This window comes from Francisella sp. 19S2-4 (genome assembly GCF_036281795.1).
In the GTDB taxonomy this organism is placed as follows: domain Bacteria; phylum Pseudomonadota; class Gammaproteobacteria; order Francisellales; family Francisellaceae; genus Francisella.
Genome location: NZ_JAWUZH010000017.1, coordinates 22015 through 43826 on the forward strand (window position 1 = coordinate 22015; position 21812 = coordinate 43826).

Sequence of the window (21812 nt, forward strand, 5' to 3'; positions counted from 1 at the left end):
CTTTATATCTCCTATTTATATAAGTTTTTGTATTTTGAACCTGTCAAGTTTTCACATATGATTCTGACATCTTCATTTACTTCGTCTTTAGAGCCACCATTTTCTAATCTAGAAATTTCACCTTTGATTATTTCGAGGTTTTTCGGTGTTATTTTAAATCTAGTTGAGAAATATATGCCTATAAGTATCAGCACTGTAGGTATAAATATAAAAACGTACCTCAATGATGTGAGTGTGCTTGCTGACTGGTGAGCTAAGTGGGAGTTATAGCCAATTAGCTGCAAAATTAAACCAATAAATGGTAAAACAATAAGTCCTTGAGAAATTTTACGTGCAGAAGACATTGCCCCAGCATAAACACCGGTTCTTCTTTGTTTGCTAAGTAATACATCTACTTCTGTAACAAAACTAAGCATAGCCATAGGTATCATATAACATGGTGAAAGACCAATTCCAATTAGGATAAATCCTATAGAAACAGTTAATGCAGATGCATTTGTTTGGTTTAGTATCAATAATCCTAGCATTGATAAAACCCAGATTGTTGCTCCAATACGATAACTAGTTGCTTTACTAAACTTGTTAGCAATAAAGACATATATTGGTAAAACACAGATTTGAGCAATCCACATAGTACTTATATAAGATACCAGTTGAGGACTTTCAAGGTATGTTTTAATAAAGTATACACTCAGTGTCATCAAAAAGTCTAAAGCAGTAAATGCTGCTAGATATAAGCCTAATTGTGCACGAAAAGATTTATTTTTAAATGCTGATGCAAATGAAGATAGTAGAGCAGTTAGTTTTGATATAAAAGATTCTCTTTCTTTTTTTGTTACTTCAGTATTTGTGGTTATCTCTTTAGTTCCTAAAAATACTGCAATCCAAACCACTGCATATAGTATTGAGAATACTGTAGCCATAACGACATAGGCTTTGTCACTATATGTATAAGCAGCTAGTATTATTGGAGCTACAGATGTTGCTAGTATTGATGAAAATTGTGAAAACCCCATTCTAAAAGCAGATAGTCGAACACGTTCCTTGTATTCGTGAGTCATATCTGCAATTAATGCAGCATATGGTGTGATAACCATAGAGTACACAACGTCAAATATACAGTACATTACTAGATAATATATAAAAGCTTGTGTATCAGTGACACCATTAACACCTACTTTTAGTGGGGTCATCCACATTGGGATAAATGTAATTATAATAGGTATTATACCTATGAGAAAGAAAATACGTCTTCTACCAAAGCGAGAGTTTGTTTTATCTGATAAGTTACCAAAAAATGGATCTGTGATAGCCATCCAAAATCTACCTAAACCAAATAGTAATCCAGCTAATACAGGAGATAAGCCAACATTGTTTGTTAGGAAAATCATAAAGAAAGTACCTATAAGAGCAAAAGCACCACCACCGAATATGTCGCCCATTCCATAACTTATGTAGTTCTTAAGTTTTAATTTTTGCAAAAGAATACTCCCTATAGTTTCAAATACTAGATAAAAATTAATAAAAGCTCTATATAGAATAAAGATGTTTTATATTATAGTCACCTGGTAGTTTAGCAAAAAAATATCCATTGATAATACAGTGTTACTAATGTAGAATTCATCTGTTTAAAAATAAAAAACTAAATTTTCTGGGAGAAAAGATGAACAAAATATTATTATCGTTAGCGGCTGTTATGTTATTTACTTCAAGCTCTTTTGCAGCAGGCAGTGAGGCTTCAGCAGGAAGTCCATTGAGCTCAATCTTAATGTTAGTAGTATTTTTTGCAATATTCTGGTTTTTACTTATTAGACCTCAACAAAAGAAAAATAAAGACTTACGTAAGATGTTATCAGAGCTATCTAAGGGTGACGAAGTTGTAACAAGTGGCGGTATGATAGGTAAAATAACTAAGATTGATGATACTTTTGTAGATTTAGAAGTAGCAGAAAATGTTACTATAAAAGTTCAAAGAAGTGCAGTAGCAAATATTTTACCAAAAGGCGCTACTAAGGCATAATCGCCATTCTAGAAATCTTTTAACTTTTTCTTTTTTTACAAAGGGATTTTTTTTCAATGAGTAATAATAAAAGTCTTCCTATAAATCAATTTCCTTTATGGAAAAATCTTTTAATAGTAGTTATTTTAGCATTAGCTGTATTCTATGCAGTGCCTAATATTTTTGGCAAAAGTCCAGCTTTACAAATATCACAAAAAGATGGTGATGTTAGTACGCAGTTATTAGTTAAGCTTGAAAATACTTTAGATAAAAATAATGTTGTTTATGAGAAAGCATATATAACGGATCATAAAGATAATATCTCAATTACATTTAAAGATGTAGAAGAGCAGCTTAAAGCTAAGAGAATACTAAAAGGAAGCTTAAATAATAATTATATTATTGCGATGAATATGCTTTCTAATTCTCCTGGTTGGTTATCAGCATTAGGAGCTAACCCTATGAATTTAGGGTTGGATCTAAGAGGTGGTATGTATCTAATGCTAGAGGCTGATACAAAAACAGCAATAAATGCACAGTTAGATAATACATTGAATGTTATTTTAGCAGCAGCTAAAGATAATAATATAGGCGTAGCTAGCTCAACTAAAGCAGATGAAAAATCTAGTGTTAAAGCACCTCAAGATTATGTTGCTAATGGATATGTATCGGTAACTTTAGATAATTCAGCAGATGTTACTAAGCTTAAACATTATTTAAGTTCTGATTTTACAAAAAATCAAGATCCTAATATAGCATATACAAGTACAGGTAATACTGTATTTGTAACTTATAATAGTGCAAAACTTCTTCAGCTTAAACAAGGGGCTATATCTCAAGTTGTAACAGTAATGCGTAATCGTATTAATGCGTTAGGTGTTGCAGAAGCTTCAGTTGCTCAGGCTGGTGAGAATCGTGTAGTTATTGAAATCCCTGGTATGCAAGATGCTACTCAGGCTAAGCAGATCTTGGGTGGTACATCTACAGCAAGCTTCTACTTAGTTAGCCCTGTGACAGATAGGTTAGCTACAGAAGAGCAAGGCTATAAAGTTTATGCTTTAGATAATGGTAGAGGATACCAAAGTTACTATAGTTTAAAAGGTGCAGCAGTAGCAGGTGGAGCTGATATTATTGGAGCGAGTCCTTCAGTAGATCGTCAAACAGGTACACCAATAGTTATGGTTGAACTAAGTAGAGGGGCTGCTAGTAGTTTTAGAAAGATAACTGGTAAAAATGTTGGCAACCCTATGGGTGTAATGCTTGTAAATACTACTTATGAAAAAGTTAAAGAAAAAGATGGCAAAGAGAGAAATGTAGTTAACAAAACTGAGAAGTTAATAAATGTAGCTACTATTCAGTCAGCACTTGGTTCACATTTTCAAATTACTGGATTAAATCAGAAAGAAGCAAATAATCTTGCGCTAATGATTAAGTCTGGCTCATTACAGGTTCCTGTTCATATAGTTCAAGAGCAGCAGATAGGTCCTAGTTTAGGTAAAGACAATATTGAAAAAGGTATGCTATCTATAGTGGTAGCTCTTTTAGCTGTTGTTGTATTTATCTTAGCTTACTATCGAGTATTTGGTATTATTGCAAACGTTGCTCTAATTATGAACTTGATACTTATTGTAGCTGTTATGTCTATTATTCCTGGTGCGACATTAACACTACCAGGTATAGCAGGTATAGTACTTAACCTTGGTATGTCAATTGATGGTAACGTTTTAATTTTTGAAAGAATTAGAGAAGAGATTCGTGCAGGTATGCCACGTCAAAGTGCTATTCATATAGGATATGAAAAAGCATTTACAACGATTGTTGACTCTAACATTACTACATTAATTGTTGCAGTTATACTTTTCTTTATAGGTACGGGAGCAGTTAAGGGATTTGCTATTACATTGATGATAGGTATTGTTACATCTATGTTTACATCAGTTACTGTTTCTAGAGCTATGACTAATTTTGTTTATGGTAAAAAGAAGAAATTAGAAAAGATTTCTATAGGAATATAATTTTAGGTTGGGTTTATAATGGAATTTTTTAAACAAAAGACACAGATAGATTTCTTAGGTATCAAAAAGTACACAACTGCTTTTTCAATACTTATGATTATTATCTCATTGTTTTTTATATTTACTAAAGGTCTAAATCTTGGTTTGGATTTTACAGGTGGTTATCAAGTACAGGTACATACGTCTGAAAAGCTAGACTCAGAAGCGATGACTAAAAAACTAGAAAAAATTGGCTTTAATAATACTACCATAACAACTTTTGGAGATAATAATAATTATTTGATCAAATTTGCTCCTAATGAAGTTAACTCTAAAGCTAAAAATTTAGAAGATGCTCAACAGCAACTACAAAATGAAGTTGAGACTACTTTAGGTGCTAAGGTAGAGAGTATTAACTATATTGGTCCGCAAGTTGGTAAAGAACTAGCAAGTAATGGTGTTTTAGCAATAGTTATTGCCATGGTATGTATATTGATTTATATAAGTGCTAGATTTGAAATGAAGTTTGGTGTAAGTGCTTGTATTGCATTACTACACGATCCTATTGTTATATTAGGTATATTTTCAGCTTTTCAGTTGGAGTTTGATTTAACAGTTCTAGCTGCTATTTTAGCTGTAATTGGTTATTCACTTAATGATACTGTAGTAATTTATGATAGAGTTCGTGAAAACTTTAGAAAAATGCGTAATGCAAGTGTTATAGAAGTTGTAAATAGAAGTATTAATGATACTTTATCGAGAACTATACTAACTTCAGGTTTAACAATGCTTGTTGTTGTTGTATTGTTTTTATTTGGTGGTAGTTCAGTACATTACTTCTCTTTAGCTCTTATGTTAGGTATTGTAGTAGGTACTTACTCGTCTATTTATGTCGCAGGTGTTGTAGCTGTGGCTTTAGGTTTAAATAGAGAGTCTTTATTACCTAAACAGATAAATAAAGAAGATGTTCCTTTACTTTAATATTTGGTAATAATTTATAGCGATTAAATAATGTATAATGAACTTGAGAGATTAAAAAAAAGGAATTAATTTATGAAAAAAATTATTTTGACAATGGGACTTTTGGTATTCGGAGCTGGTGTAAGTTTAGCAATGTCTAGTGACAAAACTGTTGTTGCAAAGCAAGAGCAAACTAAACAATGTACAAAAAATCATCATGATCTTGTGAATATATATACTAAGGAAGATGCAACTTCAAAAATTAGTGGTAAGATTACGCTTAAAAATCAAGATGATTACAATATCTTTTATTGTAAAAATACAGGTTGGTGTGAAGTTGTTAATAAGACTAATGGAAACACTGGTTGGGTAAGTTTAGATCAACTTAAGCAAGCACAGCAAAAATATGCTAGCTATATGCAAAAGAAAGATACAATCGAGAAATTAGTAGCATATACTAATATGCAAGATCAAAAAATAGCTCAACTAAACGTTATGATGATGCAAATGCAAAAAGAGTTTGCTTATGCTTTACAAAAACAACAAGCTCAAATTAATAAATTAAATCAGGCTTATTACTATCAGTAAACCGAAATTTAGTAGGAGCCATATGTCTAAAAAAAAGTTATTACCAGCTACAAAACCAAAAACCTTACCTGTTGTATCTGATAATAATCTTAATTCATACCTTAATTTTGTTAATAGCTTACCTATTTTATCTTTAGAAGAAGAGCAGGAATTAGCAAAACGCTATAAATATAAAAAAGATCTTGATGCTGCTCAACAATTAGTTTTATCGCATTTAAGATTTGTGACTAAAATTGCTAAGAGCTTCTCAGGCTATGGGCTATCAATAGCAGATCTTATCCAAGAGGGTAATATTGGGCTTATGAAGGCTGTAAGTAAGTTTGATCCAGAACAAGGTGTTAGGTTGGTCTCTTTTGCAGTGCATTGGATTAAAGCTGAAATGCATGATTATGTCTTAAAAAATTGGAAAATCGTAAAAGTAGCAACAACAAAAGCTCAACGGAAACTCTTTTTCAATCTTCGAAGCTCTAAGGATAAAGTTGGCTGGTTAAGTTCAGATGATATTAAGCAGTTAGCAGAGGAGCTTAATGTCAAAGAAGAAACAGTTATCGAGATGGAAAAAAGAATGTGTCAAGGTGATGCTAGTCTAGATCTTCCATATAAAGATGATGAGGGTGAACAAACAGCACAACAAAGTCTATATCTAGAAGATAAATCATCCAATGTTGAGCATCAAGTAGTTCAGCAAGACTATTACGATAATTTTAAAGCAATTGTAAAAGATGTTTTAAGTGGCTTTGATACTCGTACAAAAGATATTATTATGTCTCGATATTTACTAGATAAGAAAGCAACTCTACAAGATTTAGCAGCTAAATATAAAATTTCTGCAGAGAGAGTTCGCCAGATAGAAGAAGAAGCTTTAGCTAAATTAAAAAAAGCTATTAAAAATAGAAGTTAGAAAATAATAATATTTTTAGTAAAAAGTTTAAATTCTTCACAAGAATAATATCTTGATTACTTTGCTTCTTACACTTAATTAAATGCTTTTAAATTTTATATTAGCAAATATAAAGAAAATGATTAATAATAAGAGCATATTATGATGAATAAAAACTAGTCTATTTATGATAATATATCGGTTATATATTTATTTCTTATTAAAAAGTGATGAAGGATTTTATACCTAAAATAGAATCAAAAATAACAGAAAATGTTTATTTAGATGGTTCAAAAAGTATCTCAAATAGATCTTTAATTATTGCAGCTATGGCAAGTGGCGAAACTAATTTTGAAAATTTACCAAATAGTACGGATGTTTTAGCATGTGTTGCAGCATTAAAAGAGCTCGGCTGTAGTATAGAGCATAATCAAGATAATAAAACTTTGAATATACGTGGTTGTAACGGAGAGTTTCAAAATAAGAACGCGAAGATATTTTGTAATGAATCAGGAACACTAACTAGATTTATAATCCCTATGTGTGCAGTGCAAGGATCAGGTGATTATTATGTTTATGCTAAACAAAGAATGATGGAAAGACCGCTTGCAGATCAGCTTAAGCCTTTAGAAGAGCTTGGAATGAAAGCAGTATATCATGAGAAGAGCCACGCAATGCCTATGACTATTAATGCAAACTCTTTAGAGGGAGGTAGTATTGAGGTTGATGGTAAAAAAAGTTCACAATTTGCTTCTGGCTTACTTATGGCAGCGCCATTTATGCAACAAGGATTAGAATTAAATTCGATTACAGATCATAAGCAACCATATTTAGATATGACGGTAAAAGTTATGGCTGAGTTTGGAGCTGATGTGAACGTTGATGGTAATATATATAATGCTAAGAAATCTAATTATATATCTCCAGGGAAATATATAGTTGAACCGGATGTCTCAACGGCTTCATACTTTTGGGCATTTGCAGCTATTACAGACTCTACTATAAAAGTTATGAATGTAACTAAAAACTCTAAACAGGGAGATATTAAATTTCTTGAAGTGTTAGAAATGATAGGTTGTAATGTTAAATATCATGATGATGGTATAGAAGTCACAGGTACACAAGAGTTAAAGGGAGTGAATATCAATATGCGCAACTTTTCAGATACTTTTATGACGTTAGCTGCAATAGCTTGCTTTGCCAATTCAGATACACATATTTCTGGACTTAGTCATACACGAGGCCAAGAATCTGATAGAGTATCAGCAATGGCTGAAGGACTTACAAGACTAGGTATGTATATTGAAACTACTCAAGATAGTATTTTAATTTCACCATCAAGAAGTAAATTCCAACCAGCAGAAGTTGATAGCTATAATGATCATAGAATTGCTATGTCTCTAGCTCTCTTAGGATTAAGAAATGAAGGTGTTATAGTCAATAATGCAGAAGCTGTAAGTAAAACATGTCCTGATTATTTTGATAGAATGAGAAATTTGGTAGGTTAAAAGTTATGAATATAAAAGAGCGAATTATAATTAGATATCTTGCTCAAAGATGGTATAAAAAAGCTCTTGTTATAACTAATAATGATCAAGCATACCTTGATAATATTAATGTATTAAAAAAAGTCGTTTGTTCTGGTTACTTAAAAACACAATACAAAAAAGGCTGTATTTTTGATGTTGAGGCATGGCCATTTGAGTATAAATTCTTTGATTTAGTAGTTTTAGATCAGAACTTTTCATGTTGTTTTAAAGAAATGAAGGCTCTTCTTAAACAATTACATTTTTGTTTGGCAGATGATGGTGAAGTTATTGTAGCCTGTTCAGGAGATGTTCGTCTTTATAGAATAGTATCGAAATTTTTAGCAAATGGATTTGTTAGTAAAAAAGTTCAATTAATAAATCCGACTGGTAATATTTTTATCGATTTATTTAAAAGAGTAATAAGTAAAAACTATGTTGTGATCTTTAAAAAAGATAATTTTTTTATAGTTGATGGCTTAAAGGTTTCTGATTTGGTGACTGAGTCAGGGAAAAAACGAGCATATAGGGGAGAGTGTGCTAAGGAGATATATGGGGATTTTCAGCAAAAAAAATAAAGTTATAGCTTATACAGATGGAGCTTGTAAAGGTAATCCTGGTATAGGTGGTTGGGGAGCTATACTTAGCTATAATGGTGTTGATAAGGAAATATATGGCGCTGAGAAAGAAACTACCAATAATAGAATGGAACTTTTAGCAGCTATCCAAACATTAAAAGCTCTGAAAAGAAAATGTGAAATTACTATTTTCACTGATTCTAAATATTTGCAAAATGGTATTAATCAATGGTTAGCAAACTGGAAAGCTAATGGTTGGAAGACTGCAGCTAAAAAAGAAGTCAAAAATAAAGATTTGTGGCAAGAGCTTGATAGTTTAAGCCAAGTTCATAACGTTACTTGGAGTTGGGTAAAAGGTCATAGTGGTAATCAAGGTAATGAAAAGGCTGATGAGCTTGCAAATAAAGCGATTGAAGAACTAATGGAGAAAAAATAAAATGGAAAATCTTAGCCATAAGAAGATACTCGTTTTATATACAGGCGGCACTATTGGTATGATTAATACAGAGCAAGGATATGATGTTGAGCCTGGCTATTTGACTAAAACTGTTGAAGGTATTCGTGATTTCTATGAATATAATATGCCGGAGTTTAAGATCAAAGAGTACACAAATTTAATTGATTCATCAAATATCAACCCAAAAAGATGGGTATCACTAGCTTTAGATATAATAAAAAATTATAAAGATTATGATGGTTTTGTGATTTTACATGGAACAGACACGCTAGCTTATACAGCCTCAGTATTATCTTTTATGCTAGGAGAGATCCAAAAACCTGTAATTGTAACAGGCTCACAAATCCCAATATCAAAAATAAGATCTGACGCTATATCAAATATTTTAAATAGTTTAATATTTGCCTGTAGTGATGATATAAAAGAGGTTTGTGTTTATTTTAATCAAAGACTTATGCGTGGTAATCGAACTACAAAAATATCCGCTACAGATTTTGAAGCTTTTGACTCTCCCAATTATCCTAGTTTAGCAAAGGTTGGGATTGATATTGATGTTAAAAAAAGAAGATTATGGCAAAGATCTGATACATATGAATTACCAACTTTAGAAACATTTGGTGTACCTAAAATTGCGATTTTAAGTGTTTTTCCAGGTATGGATAATGACATATTAGAAGCTGTTCTTGAACCGCCGTTACAAGGTTTAATTTTAAAAACTTATGGTTCTGGTAATATGATGGATGATCCTAATATTCATAAGACGTTAGCAAAAGCTAACCAAAGAGGAGTTGTGATAGTTAATTGTACTCAGTGTCTATATGGAAGTGTAGAGATGCAGACTTATAAAGCAGCCCGTGGGCTTGTTGATGCTGGAGTTGTATCTGGGTATGATATGACAGATGAGGCAGCATTAGGTAAACTTTTTTATTTATTAAGTCAGCCTGGCATTTCTCAGCAGCAGATTAAAGATGCTTTTAATGTTTCTTTGCAAGGTGAAGTAACAATATAAAGTTGTATTAAATTTAAATAAAATACTTGTTCATTAAAATATACTAATATAGTATATGAAGTATAATATATGAAAAATATTTCAGATAAAGAGAGGAGCGTAAATGAGTAATATAGCTGAATTAATAAAAGGTAATAGAGCTTGGGCTGAAGAAATCAAAAAAACAAATCCTGAGTTTTTTGAAACACTATCAAAAGGTCAATCTCCAGAATATCTTTGGATAGGTTGTTCAGATAGTCGTGTGCCAGCTAATCAGGTTTGCGGCCTTATCCCTGGAGAAGTATTTGTTCATCGTAATGTTGCAAACGTGGTTTCTCTTACTGATCTGAACTGTTTATCAGTACTACAGTTTGCAGTAGAGGTTCTTAAGGTTAAAAAAATTATTATTTGCGGTCATTATGCTTGTGGTGGTGTCGAAACCATTGTTAGAGATAAAAGCTATGGTTTGATTGATAACTGGTTAACATCTATTCGTGAAGTTAAAGAGCAAAATAAGCAATTTATAGAAGAAACTCTAGCATACGTAAAAGATGATGAAGAGACTTATATGAAGAGAAAAGTGGATATGATGTGTGAGCTTAATGCACTTCATCAAGCTTTAAATCTATGTAAAACTACAGTTGTTAAAGATGCTTGGGCAAAAGGTTTAGAGTTTACTATTCATGCAGCTATTTATGGTATTAGTGATGGTAAACTTTATGAAATTGGTAGTGGAGTTGGTTCAAGAGCAGAAATGGATGCTATGTATACACAAGCTATTGAAGATATTAAGTCTAGGTACTGTCAATAACAAGACATTTTTTATATATTTATTATACCTTATTTAGCCTTCTTAGCAATTTCATGAGACTCATGAGGAGCTATAAATTGAAGCTCTCCAGCTTCTTGAAAAATACCTATTTCATCTCTTCTATTAGGAGGGTATATTCTTTCAAGGTTTATATGTTTCTTGATTTCTCTGGCTTCCATGCCAAATTTTTTAATTTTTCTTTCCCATCCTTCTGTATATAATCCACCATATTCACCTAAATCAACACATGTCACATAGTTTGGCTGATAGTACTCTTCCATTTCTGGAATGCCTAGTAAATGATGTATTGCATTATGTCCAGCGAGTCTACCTTGAGGTCTACCTTGTTGACATGACATTACAGCATAGTGCTCATCATCAACTTTTACATTTGCAGCATCTCCAGCTATAAAGATATTCTCATTTGGTGTTTGTAAGTATTGATTAACTTTTATTCTGCCTGCTGGATCTTTATCATAAGGTAATAGTTTATTAAGATCTGTTGCCTTCATTCCTAATGCAGAAACGATAAAGTTAAATTCAAGAACTTCATCATTTATTGTCACAGATCCTTTATCAACTTCAATTTGAGTAGCCTCTGTAATAGATGCATGGTTTAGACACTTAACATTTGCTAGGTTAAATGCATCTACAAGATATTTTCGAGGATCTTCTCCTAGCGAGTAAGTAACATCACCACGATCAACTATTGAAACCTCAAGGTCAAAACTTGACTTTAATCCAAGTTCAAAAGTTAGTTTTTTTAATGTTACTGGGAGTTCGCACGCAAGCTCAATTCCTGTTATTCCACCACCAAGCACAGCCACTTTAATTTTATTGCTTTGAGATTTAGTAGATTCTGCTTTAAGTAAGAAATCTGTTAATGCATTTCTAAGGTGTAAAGCAGCTTTATAAGTATCTATATTATAGACAGTTTCTATCCCTTTGATTCTAGGTTGAGCTAGTTCACTACCTGCACAAAGTATTAAACTATCAAAATGCAGTTCTTTTTGTTGCTTATCAGAATCACTTATAATAATAGATTGCTTTTGACTATCAATGTTAGTTACTTCAGCTTCAATAAAGTGTACTTTTATTGGAGTCAAAAAGTTCTTAACTCTTATAGTTGCTTCCTCTAGCTCTTTTATGTACATACGTGGACGTATTGTCATATATGAATTACGACTTATTACAATAATGTCGATTTCTGATTTTTTGTTAAGTCTACTTCTTAATTTTGCTGCTGATAATGCTGCTGATATGCCCGCATGGCCAGCCCCTATAATGACTAGTGTTTTTTTTTGAGTACTCATGATTTATCCTCCTGGACTAATTATGAAATGAATTTGATTAGATAATAAGTATTTGAATTACCTATTATTAATTTTACTCAAAAATCTATATAAAATATAGGATATCAAAGCAGCAATTAGATTAATGAAAAACACGACTTCAACGGCTTGATGATAAACAGAACCACTAAATAAAGTTAAGGAGTCTAAAATAGTGTAAATGACAAAGAATAGTAAACAAGCAGCTTTAAATTGAGAGTTTTTTAAAAGTGCTAAAATTGAAAATAAAAACAAGCATAATTGGAAAATTCCTATCTGAAAAACAGCTGGAGTAAAAATCCATCCTTGAAATTTACTTATACTGTCTCCATATACTAAATAAGCATAACTATTTATAAGTGACATAAGACTTATATTAAAAGCAATAAAGTAGTTTGCATAGACATTAGCATAATGTTTGTTGTAAATGATACTTGAGTGTAAAAAAGCTATTATAAATGGCGTTATTAGTAGACAAGTACTTATAATAATGGTTACCATAGATGTATTAGTTTTATTAGAAATAGCTAGATTTTACAACAAAAGCTTTAGCTTGTCATATATTTGATAATAAAGATATAGACAATCTAATAGATGAAAGTTAAAATTTGCTACTAGAAAATTGTTAAATAAATAAAAGGAAAACCTAATAATGCAAGTTACTGTAGAGAAAAAAGAAGGGATTAATTGCTCATTACTAATTGAAGTTCCAGCAAATGAAGTTGATACTGAAGTAAATAAAAGAGTTAACCAAACTGCAAAAACTATCAGGATGGATGGTTTCAGACCAGGTAAAGTACCAGCTGGTATGGTTAAGAAAAAGTATGGTGAGCAAATTCGTATGGAAGTTATCTCTGATGTAATTCCTCAGAAATATTCAAAAGCTATTCAAGATGAAAAGTTAGCTGTTGCTGGTATAGAAGTTGATCTTAAAGAGAATAAAGAAGGTCAACCTCTTAAATTTGTAGCAAATCTTGAGCTTTTCCCAGAGTTTGAAGTAACTGGTTTTGAAAAAATTGAAGTTCAAAAGCCAATAGTTGAACTAGGTGATGGCGAAGTTAAGAAAATGATTGAGAATTTAAGAAAACAGTTAGCGACTTTCAAAGAAGTAGAAAGAGCTGTTGAGAAAGACGATAAAGTAGTTATTGACTTTGTTGGTAAAAAAGATGGTGAAATTTTCGAAGGTGGTTCAGCAAATGATCAAGAGCTTGTGATTGGTTCTGGTCAAATGATCCCAGGTTTTGAAGATGGTATCATCGGTATGAACAAAGATGAGCAAAAAACTATCACTGTAACATTCCCTGAAGATTACCAAAATAAAGACCTTGCAGGTAAAGAAACTACTTTTGATATTACAGTTAAGAAGATTCAACAAGCTGAGCTACCAGAAGTTGACGAAGAGTTTGTTAAGAAGTTTGGTGTGAAAGGTGGGGTTGACTCTTTTGAGAATGAAATCAAAGAGAATATGCAACGTGAGCTTAAATTCATCTTACAAAGAAAAGTAAAAGAGCAAGTTTTCAAAGGCTTAAGAGAGATTGCAGAGTTTGAGACTCCAAAATCTTTAATTAAAAGAGAAATTGATGCTGCTAAGCAAAACTTAGTTAAGCAAATGGGTGGTGCTCAAGGTTTTGATGTTAATCAACTACCTGATAATCTGTTCGAAGCTAATGCGAAACAAAAAGTTGAAACAAGTTTAGTGCTTGATAGTGTTATGAAGTCTCAAAAGTTTGAAGCTACAGATGAAGAAGTTGATAGCTTATTAGATGAAATGGTTCAAGCTTATGAAGAGCCAGAAAAAACTAAAGAGCAAATTAAGAAAAATGAAAAAGAAATTGCTAATCTAAAAGCTTTAGTTATTGAAAATAAGCTTACTGATTGGGTATTAGAGCAAGCGCAAGTTTCAGAAAAAGCTGAAGATTTCTTTGAAGTTATAAAAGAGAATATGCAGGCTCAACAAGCTGGATTCTAAGCTAGCTTATAAAGAGAGGTTATAAATGATAACTAATAATTTAGTTCCTACAGTTGTTGAAAAAACTGCTGGTGGTGAGAGAGCTTTTGATATTTATTCAAGACTATTAAAAGAACGCATAGTTTTTTTAAATGGTGAGGTAAATGATCATTCAGCTAATTTAGTGATCGCACAACTTTTATTTTTGGAATCAGAAGATCCTGATAAAGATATTTATTTTTATATAAATTCTCCAGGAGGAATGGTTACAGCAGGTATGGGTGTTTATGATACTATGCAGTTCATTAAACCAGATGTAAATACTATTTGTATTGGTTTGGCTGCTAGTATGGGATCACTTTTATTAGCAGGTGGTGCAAAAGGTAAAAGATATAGCTTGCCAAGTTCACAGATTATGATTCATCAGCCTTTAGGTGGTTTTAGAGGTCAAGCATCTGATATTGAGATTCATGCTAAAAATATTTTACGTATTAAAGAAAGATTAAATAAAGTATTAGCACATCATACTGGCCAGGATTTTGAAACTATAGTCAAAGATACTGATAGAGATAATTTTATGATGGCAGAAGAAGCAAAAGAGTATGGTTTGATCGATCATGTTATTGAATCTCGTGATGCAATAATCAAATAAAATAAAGGAAGTCTAATTTTAAATATGGCTAAAATTCTATATTGTTCTTTCTGCGGTAAATCGCAACAAGAAGTTAAAAGTATTATTTCTGGTAGAGATGGTAATATTTGTAATGAATGTGTGAGTAAATGTGCAAGTAAAATTAAGAGCACTACAAGCGGTGATACTATAGAAGATATCACTTTTGATAAGTTGCCAAAACCAATAGAAATAAAAAAATACCTTGATGATTATATTGTAGGCCAAGATAATGCTAAAAAGGTTTTATCTGTTGCTGTGTATAATCATTATAAGAGAATTACATCTGAGGTTACTCAGGATGATGATACAGAGCTTAAAAAAAGTAATGTCTTATTAATAGGTCCTACAGGTTCTGGTAAAACATTATTTGCCCAAACTTTAGCAAGACAATTAAACGTTCCTTTCGCTATTGCAGATGCAACAACTCTCACAGAAGCTGGATATGTTGGAGATGATGTTGAGAATATTATTGTACGTCTATTGCAAAATGCTGAATTTGATGTTGCTAAAGCAGAAAAAGGGATTATATATATTGATGAGATAGATAAGATTGCAAGAAAATCAGAAAGCTCATCTATTACACGTGACGTATCTGGTGAAGGTGTTCAGCAAGCATTACTTAAGCTTATTGAAGGTACTGTCTCGTCTGTTCCGCCTAAAGGTGGTAGAAAGCATCCTAATCAAGATATGATCCAGGTTGATACTTCTAATATCTTATTTATTTGTGGAGGAGCTTTTGCAGGTATTGAGAGAGTTGTTAAACATAGAATGGATAAAGTAAGTATTGGCTTTAATGCTGATGTTATCCGACAAAAAAATAATCTTGATACTGAAAAGCTAATGCAAAAAGTTGAGAGTGAAGATTTAACAAGGTTTGGTCTTATTCCTGAACTTATTGGTCGTTTGCCAATAGTTACAGTTTTAAATGAGTTAAAAGAAGAAGACTTGGTTAAAATATTAAAAGAACCTAAAAATGCTCTTATTAAACAATATATTAAATTATTTAAGTTTGATGATGTTGAAATAGAGTTTACAGATGAAGCTCTTGTAGAGATAGCTAAAAAAGCAATTACTAAAAAAACAGGTGCTAGAGGTTTAAGAACTATCCTTGAAAATGTTCTACTTGAGTTGATGTTTCATATACCATCTTCACAAGATATTGAAAAAGTTATTATTAATGACAAAGTTATATTAGAACATGAAGAGCCTGTATTAGTAAGTAAAACAAAAGAGCAAAAGCAATTAAAAGATATAGTCTAAAATAATTTACAGGAGTATAGTAAGTTTATGTCAGAAATCTTAAATGTTGTTCCTGTTATCCCTCTAAGAGATGTGGTTATATATCCATTAATGACTATTCCACTTAATGTTGGGCGTAAAAAGTCAATAGAAGCAGTTAAACAGGCATCAAATAATTATAATAATTATATTTTATTAGCAACCCAAAAAAATGGCTCTAGCTCAGGCGATGTTATAGATAATATCTATGAAATAGCAACATTAGCTAAGATTGTTCAGATCATGAAACTTCCTGATGGTAGTTTAAAAGTTATTGTTGAGGGGATCGCAAAAAGGTTAGTATCTAAATATACACTTGAAAATGATTGTATTTATGCAAGTTTAGATAGTTTATATATTGATGATAATTATAATCCTGATCGTATTGATAAAGAGTTAAAAGCTATATTAGTGTCAATCTCTGATTCGCTTAAGAAGTTTGTTGATATTAGTGGTAAAGTTTCTAAAGAAACTCTAGCTACTTTAATTAATACTGAAGAGCCACATAAATTTATTTATGAGGTAGCAACAATCCTTAATTCAGAAATTGTTAAGAAACAAAAGATCCTTGAAGCATCCGATATAAAGCAAAAGGCACTATTGTTACTTTCATGTCTTTATGAAGAATTAGAAATACTTGAGCTTGAGGCTAAAATTAAAGATAGAGTAAAATCACAAGTTGATAAAAATCAACGTGAATATTATCTAAATGAGCAAGTAAAAGCTATTTATAAAGAGCTTGGAGAGGCCGATGAGGAGTCTGAAGTTTCTGCGCTTAAAAAAAGAATTGAAAATACAAAAATGTCTGAAGAGGCAAAAGAAAAGTGTTTAAAAGAGCTTAAAAAGCTTAAGTCAATGCCACCATCTTCTTCAGAATCAGCTGTATCAAGAAACTATATTGAGACTATTCTTTCGTTACCTTGGGGTAAAAGAGCCAAAGTTAAAAAAGATATTAATTTAGCTGAGAAAGTGTTAGAAAAAGATCATTATGGTATAAAAAAAGTAAAAGAAAGAATACTTGAGCATTTAGCTGTTCAAATAAAAAGAGATAGTAATACTAAAGCTCCTATATTATGTCTAGTAGGGCCTCCAGGAGTTGGTAAAACATCAATTGGACAATCTATAGCCCGAGCAACAGGACGTGAATATGTGCGTATGGCATTAGGCGGAGTTCGTGATGAATCTGAAATTAGAGGACATCGTCGTACTTATATTGGTTCTATGCCAGGACAAATTATCCAAAAGATAATTAAATCTAAAACTGAGAACCCTCTTTTCTTACTAGATGAAATTGATAAAATTTCTTCTGACTTTAGAGGTGATCCATCAGCGGCATTGCTAGAAGTATTAGATCCAGAGCAAAATAGTACTTTTAATGATCATTATCTTGAAATAGATTATGATTTATCAAAAGTAATGTTTGTTGCTACAGCAAACTCTTTAGATATTGATCCAGCATTAAGAGATAGATTAGAGATTATTCATTTGTCTGGGTATACAGAACTTGAAAAGCAAGCTATTGCTAAACAATATCTTGTGCCAAAGTCTTTGGATAATAATGGTCTAACTAAGAAAGAAATTACTTTTACGCCAAAAGCTATCTTAGATGTAATTAGATATTATACTAGAGAAGCAGGGGTGAGAAATTTACAGCAAAAGATAGATGGAATTTGTCGTAAAGCTGTTAAGAACCTTCTTAAAGATCCTGAACATGGTAAAGTTTCAATAACTCATAATAATCTTGAAGAATATTTAGGTGTTCATCAGTTTGATTATGGTGTTAAGAATGCTAAAGCAAAAGTGGGTCAAGTTACTGGTCTTGCTTGGACATCTGTGGGCGGAGAGCTTTTAACTATTGAGGCTTTAGCTATGCCTGGTAAAGGTAAAGTTAAATATACAGGTAGCTTAGGAGATGTTATGAAAGAATCTATAGATGCTGCATTTAGTGTGATGCGCTCGATCTCTAAAGATTATAAATTAGAAGATGATTTTTATGAGAAAAAAGATGTTCATATTCATGTACCTGAGGGAGCAACTCCTAAAGATGGGCCAAGTGCTGGTATTGCAATGACAACAGCTTTAGTATCGGTATATACAAATAAACCGGTAAGAAATGATATCGCAATGACAGGTGAGGTAACATTACGTGGAGATGTACTACCTATAGGAGGCTTAAAAGAGAAGCTTTTAGCTGCTTTGAGAGGTGGGATTAAAGAAGTTTTAATACCTCAACAGAATGTTAAAAACCTTGCAGAGGTTGATAAAGAAATTACAGAAAAACTCGAAATAACCCCCGTAAATAACATAAAAGAGGTTTTAGAGAGGGTTTTTTAGTATTTTTATGTTGAAACCATATATTTTTAGTGTTATAAAGTTAATTGGTATATATCGATTTATAAAACAAAAGGAGTTTTAAAGATGAACAAGAGTGAACTAGTAAGTGCTATAGCTAAAGAAGCTGATGTTACTAAAGAAGTTGCTGGGAGTACTTTAGACGCTACTATTGAAGCGATAACTAAAGCTCTTAAGAAAGGTGACAGCGTAACACTTGTAGGATTCGGTACTTTTCAAGTTAAAGAAAGAAGCGCTAGAGAAGGTAGAAACCCTAAAACAGGTGAGACAATTCAAATTGCTGCTTCTAAAGTTCCAAGCTTCAAGGCTGGTAAAGGTCTTAAAGATGCAGTAAAATAAAAAAACTTTTGAAAAATTAAGTTTTTTAAAGGGCATGCTTAACAGTATGCCTTTTTTTTATCTATAATATTTATAAATTTAATTAGAGTTATTAGTTTTGAGGTTTAAAAATGTTACAGTCTTTTAATGACAGACTAAAAGGACCATTTACTTGGATAATAGTTATTTCTGTAAGTTTCATATTTGTAATTTCTGGAATGAGTTTCTTTTTTACAAATATGGGAGGTAGTAGTTCTTATGTTGCTAAAGTTGGAGATAATGAAATAAGTTATCAACAATTCCAACAATATGCTCAAAGTGCTAAGACTAAAGAACAAAAAATTCAAATTTTGTCACAGATGATAAATCAGTATTTAATTTTAGCAGCAGCTCAAAAGAATATAGCAGTATCTAAGCTTGCATTACAATCAGCTATTTTTAATAATCCAATGTTTTTTGATGATAATGGAAAATTCTCTAGTGATAAGCTAAAACAAGTAGTTGGATATGTTGGGGGTATGGATAAGTTAGAGCAATTAATAACTCAGAATATACAAGCTACAATAATACCGCAAACTATAGCACAGACTTCATTCTTAACTGATTATGAGAATAAATCATTATCTAGTATTTATTCTGTAGATAAACAAATAGAGTATATTAAGATATCTCCTAGTTCTTTAAAAGAAAAGATCAAGCCTACTACACAAGAGTTAGAGAAATATTATAATAATCATAAAGCTGAATATGTTAGTCCAGCGAGTAAAAAAGTTAGCTACTTTATAATCTCAAAAGATAATTTTATCTCTAAGGAAAAGATTAGTGAAGATGTATTAATAAACTATTTTAATACTCACCAAGATTTATTCACAAAATTTGATGATAAAACCAAACAGACTATTACTAAGATTATTCAGAATAGAGAAGCATTAGAGCAATTTAATTCTTTTGCTAACAGTGTTGATAGTATTAAATTTGGTAAATTAGAAACTAAGTTAGGTAAAGCAAAGACAGCAAGTATTACTAACAATGCTTCTTCTTCATTGGATGGAATTAAGAATAGTTTATTCTTTATGGATAATAGTAAATATTCAAGCATCCCTGTATCTAATGATAAGCTTTTAATCTATCAGGTTGATAATTCAAAATTAGCAACACAACAGACATTTAATGAAGTCAAAGACACTGTGACAAAAGCATATCTTGATCAAAAGTCACAAGAGTTAGCAATACAAAATTCACAAGAATTATTAGCTAATCTAGAAAATAATAAAAAAGTAAGCCAAAGTTTTAGCAATACTACTATACATAGTGATTCTGAAACAAAAGGTTTCTCTAAAGGCTTTAGTAGTGATGTTTTATTTAATAATAATGATCAATACCATCTTTATCAAGATAGTAATGGTGATATTTATATTTATAAAGTTACAAAAGTTGAGCCGATTAAGTCAGATAAGAAAAATGATATTCCTAGTCAGGTAATTAATGCATATAAACAAGAAGAGTTAAATTTTTATTTACAAGCTCTTAAAAAAGAAATTCCTGTTAAAGTAGATTATAAAAGTATCTAAATGAATAAATCAATTTATGCTATAGCTGGACCAACCGCTTCAGGTAAAACATCTCTATCAATATCTATTGCTAAAAAAATTAATGCTGAAATAATAAGTGTTGATTCTTCACTTGTTTATAAAGGCATGAATATTGGTACTGCTAAACCAACATTACAAGAGCAAGCAGGCATAAAACATCATCTTATAAACATAATAGAGCCTACGGATAATTTTTCCGTAGCAGAGTTTATATCAAGTGTTAATAAGCTTAAGAAAGAAATATGGTCTAGAGATAAAGAAGTTTTGCTAGTTGGTGGAACTATGCTTTACTTCAAAGGTTTAATAGAAGGTTTGTCAAATCTGCCAGAAAGTAACTCTGAGATAAGGAAAACATTAGAGTTAGAGAAAAAAGCAAAAGGATTACAGTATCTTTATCAACAGTTAAAAAAAATGGATCCTGAGTCGGCGCAAAAATTAAATTCTAATGATCAACAGAGAATATTTAGAGCTCTTGAAGTGATTATGATAAGTGGTCAGAAATATTCTGAGCTTGTTAAAACTACAAAAATTGGTGCTCTAGAAAATGAGCTAAAACTTTGTGCTTTAGTCCCAAATGATAGATCAATACTTCATAAAAATATTGAATTAAGATTTAAGCAAATGTTAGATTATGGTTTTTTAGATGAAGTACAAGAACTAAGAAAAAATCCGAAACTAACAAAAGACACTACAGCTATTAGGAGTGTTGGTTATCGCCAGGCATGGGAGTATCTTGATGGAGATATTAGCTATGATGAATTTGTTGAAAAAGGCATAGTAGCAACTCGCCAACTTGCTAAACGTCAACTTACATGGATTCGTAATTGGCAGGACGAGATTAAGATTATTGAAATGGAAGATAATAATAAAGAGTCAAAAGTTTTAAACTTTTTTATTAGCTAAGATTATTTAGATGAATTTTATAAATATATAGCAATATCTAAAGTAATAGTGTTCATCTTGTTGCCATCATAAAATTTCTGATATGCCCATTCTGGTCCAAATAAGACATTATTGTCAAAGTAAGCACGTTGAGCAGAAAAAACTAATTGATTTTTAACTCCTGATGCTGATAAACCATCTTGAAAAGGGCTAGCTGGTATGGGCATAGGCACAGCAGCAGCATTGTATGTTTGGCCATAACCAACATTAAAGTTAGTGTTTCTTTCTGCAAGGTTTAAAGAATAGTTTCCACCTATATACCATCCTCCGGTAAAAACATCATCTCCCATACCATTAAAATCGGCAGCTCCTGTAGTTGTGGCCCATCCTATATTAACTTGTAAAACTCTTATATGTTACGTCGTTAGTATCAATATTATAAACACCTATAGTTTTCCCCAGAGCAATTTGAAAATATTACTAAATTTTACTAACTTACCAAGCATCAACTTTCTTGGACTCGTAATCCGTACAATCCTATAAGTAAAGCAGTATTTGAAGATTAAAAAAAATAATTAGATATTAAAGACTGTTGAATAAATCTTTCAATTTCTATGAATAGGAATATTTTTGCTATTTTTAGTAAAAACTTAGCCT

General features: G+C 31.4%; 21 protein-coding genes. 17 read left to right on the plus strand and 4 right to left on the minus strand.

Annotated elements, in window-relative coordinates; translation table 11 throughout:
• Positions 1 to 11: 11 nt before the first annotated feature.
• Complete coding sequence (locus R8535_RS05240) at positions 12 to 1481, minus strand: MFS transporter (protein WP_329497157.1); 1470 nt, start codon at positions 1479 to 1481, stop codon at positions 12 to 14.
• A gap of 182 nt (positions 1482 to 1663) precedes the next feature.
• Here R8535_RS05240 and yajC point away from each other — a divergent pair, with 182 nt between their 5' ends.
• From yajC to R8535_RS05290, 10 genes are all read left to right on the plus strand, one after another.
• On the plus strand, positions 1664 to 2020 hold the full coding sequence (gene yajC / locus R8535_RS05245; RefSeq protein WP_329497155.1) for a preprotein translocase subunit YajC: 357 nt from the start codon (positions 1664 to 1666) through the stop codon (positions 2018 to 2020).
• Positions 2021 to 2076: 56 nt separating this feature from the next.
• A complete protein-coding gene (gene secD, locus R8535_RS05250; protein WP_329497153.1) occupies positions 2077 to 4014 on the plus strand; it encodes a protein translocase subunit SecD in 1938 nt (645 codons plus the stop codon).
• 18 nt (positions 4015 to 4032) lie between these two features.
• The gene (gene secF, locus R8535_RS05255; protein ID WP_329497152.1) at positions 4033 to 4974 is read left to right on the plus strand and encodes a protein translocase subunit SecF; all 942 of its coding nucleotides are present in this window, start codon (positions 4033 to 4035) and stop codon (positions 4972 to 4974) included.
• 72 nt (positions 4975 to 5046) lie between these two features.
• Positions 5047 to 5541: a hypothetical protein gene (locus R8535_RS05260; protein WP_329497150.1), complete on the plus strand. Its 495-nt coding sequence runs from the start codon at positions 5047 to 5049 to the stop codon at positions 5539 to 5541.
• Between the two features lie 22 nt (positions 5542 to 5563).
• On the plus strand, positions 5564 to 6442 hold the full coding sequence (gene rpoH, locus R8535_RS05265; RefSeq protein WP_329497149.1) for an RNA polymerase sigma factor RpoH: 879 nt from the start codon (positions 5564 to 5566) through the stop codon (positions 6440 to 6442).
• A gap of 209 nt (positions 6443 to 6651) precedes the next feature.
• Complete coding sequence (gene aroA, locus R8535_RS05270) at positions 6652 to 7929, plus strand: 3-phosphoshikimate 1-carboxyvinyltransferase (RefSeq protein ID WP_329497147.1); 1278 nt, start codon at positions 6652 to 6654, stop codon at positions 7927 to 7929.
• 5 nt (positions 7930 to 7934) lie between these two features.
• Positions 7935 to 8525 (plus strand): class I SAM-dependent methyltransferase, encoded by a 591-nt coding sequence (locus R8535_RS05275; RefSeq protein WP_329497145.1) that lies wholly within the window; start codon positions 7935 to 7937, stop codon positions 8523 to 8525.
• Complete coding sequence (rnhA, locus tag R8535_RS05280; RefSeq protein ID WP_329497143.1) at positions 8500 to 8961, plus strand: ribonuclease HI; 462 nt, start codon at positions 8500 to 8502, stop codon at positions 8959 to 8961. The genes R8535_RS05275 and rnhA overlap by 26 nt, the downstream gene beginning before the upstream one ends.
• A gap of 1 nt (position 8962) precedes the next feature.
• Complete coding sequence (gene ansA / locus R8535_RS05285; protein WP_329497142.1) at positions 8963 to 9991, plus strand: asparaginase; 1029 nt, start codon at positions 8963 to 8965, stop codon at positions 9989 to 9991.
• 103 nt (positions 9992 to 10094) lie between these two features.
• Positions 10095 to 10781, plus strand: a complete 687-nt coding sequence (locus R8535_RS05290) for a carbonic anhydrase (RefSeq protein WP_329497140.1) — start codon at positions 10095 to 10097, stop codon at positions 10779 to 10781.
• Between the two features lie 29 nt (positions 10782 to 10810).
• On the opposite strand, the gene R8535_RS05295 is transcribed toward R8535_RS05290, so the two are convergent.
• Together R8535_RS05295 and R8535_RS05300 are read right to left on the minus strand one after the other, a co-directional pair.
• On the minus strand, positions 10811 to 12094 hold the full coding sequence (locus tag R8535_RS05295) for an NAD(P)/FAD-dependent oxidoreductase (protein ID WP_329497138.1): 1284 nt from the start codon (positions 12092 to 12094) through the stop codon (positions 10811 to 10813).
• A 57-nt stretch (positions 12095 to 12151) separates the two neighbouring features.
• Positions 12152 to 12613, minus strand: coding sequence for a DUF6790 family protein (locus tag R8535_RS05300; RefSeq protein WP_329497135.1), 462 nt, complete (start codon positions 12611 to 12613; stop codon positions 12152 to 12154).
• Positions 12614 to 12764: 151 nt separating this feature from the next.
• Between R8535_RS05300 and tig the strand changes: the two genes are divergently transcribed.
• From tig to miaA, 7 genes are all read left to right on the plus strand, one after another.
• Positions 12765 to 14081 (plus strand): trigger factor, encoded by a 1317-nt coding sequence (gene tig / locus R8535_RS05305; RefSeq protein ID WP_329497133.1) that lies wholly within the window; start codon positions 12765 to 12767, stop codon positions 14079 to 14081.
• 25 nt (positions 14082 to 14106) lie between these two features.
• Positions 14107 to 14712, plus strand: a complete 606-nt coding sequence (clpP, locus tag R8535_RS05310; protein WP_329497131.1) for an ATP-dependent Clp endopeptidase proteolytic subunit ClpP — start codon at positions 14107 to 14109, stop codon at positions 14710 to 14712.
• 24 nt (positions 14713 to 14736) lie between these two features.
• A complete protein-coding gene (gene clpX / locus R8535_RS05315) occupies positions 14737 to 15993 on the plus strand; it encodes an ATP-dependent Clp protease ATP-binding subunit ClpX (RefSeq protein ID WP_329497130.1) in 1257 nt (418 codons plus the stop codon).
• Positions 15994 to 16020: 27 nt separating this feature from the next.
• Positions 16021 to 18345 (plus strand): endopeptidase La, encoded by a 2325-nt coding sequence (gene lon, locus R8535_RS05320; RefSeq protein ID WP_329497128.1) that lies wholly within the window; start codon positions 16021 to 16023, stop codon positions 18343 to 18345.
• 84 nt (positions 18346 to 18429) lie between these two features.
• On the plus strand, positions 18430 to 18702 hold the full coding sequence (locus R8535_RS05325) for an HU family DNA-binding protein (RefSeq protein WP_150467747.1): 273 nt from the start codon (positions 18430 to 18432) through the stop codon (positions 18700 to 18702).
• 110 nt (positions 18703 to 18812) lie between these two features.
• On the plus strand, positions 18813 to 20252 hold the full coding sequence (locus R8535_RS05330; RefSeq protein ID WP_329497127.1) for a SurA N-terminal domain-containing protein: 1440 nt from the start codon (positions 18813 to 18815) through the stop codon (positions 20250 to 20252).
• On the plus strand, positions 20253 to 21176 hold the full coding sequence (miaA, locus tag R8535_RS05335; protein WP_329497125.1) for a tRNA (adenosine(37)-N6)-dimethylallyltransferase MiaA: 924 nt from the start codon (positions 20253 to 20255) through the stop codon (positions 21174 to 21176).
• Positions 21177 to 21193: 17 nt separating this feature from the next.
• Here the strand turns inward: miaA and R8535_RS05340 are convergent, their stop codons facing one another.
• The gene (locus R8535_RS05340; RefSeq protein ID WP_329497124.1) at positions 21194 to 21505 is read right to left on the minus strand and encodes a hypothetical protein; all 312 of its coding nucleotides are present in this window, start codon (positions 21503 to 21505) and stop codon (positions 21194 to 21196) included.
• Positions 21506 to 21812 lie beyond the last annotated feature (307 nt).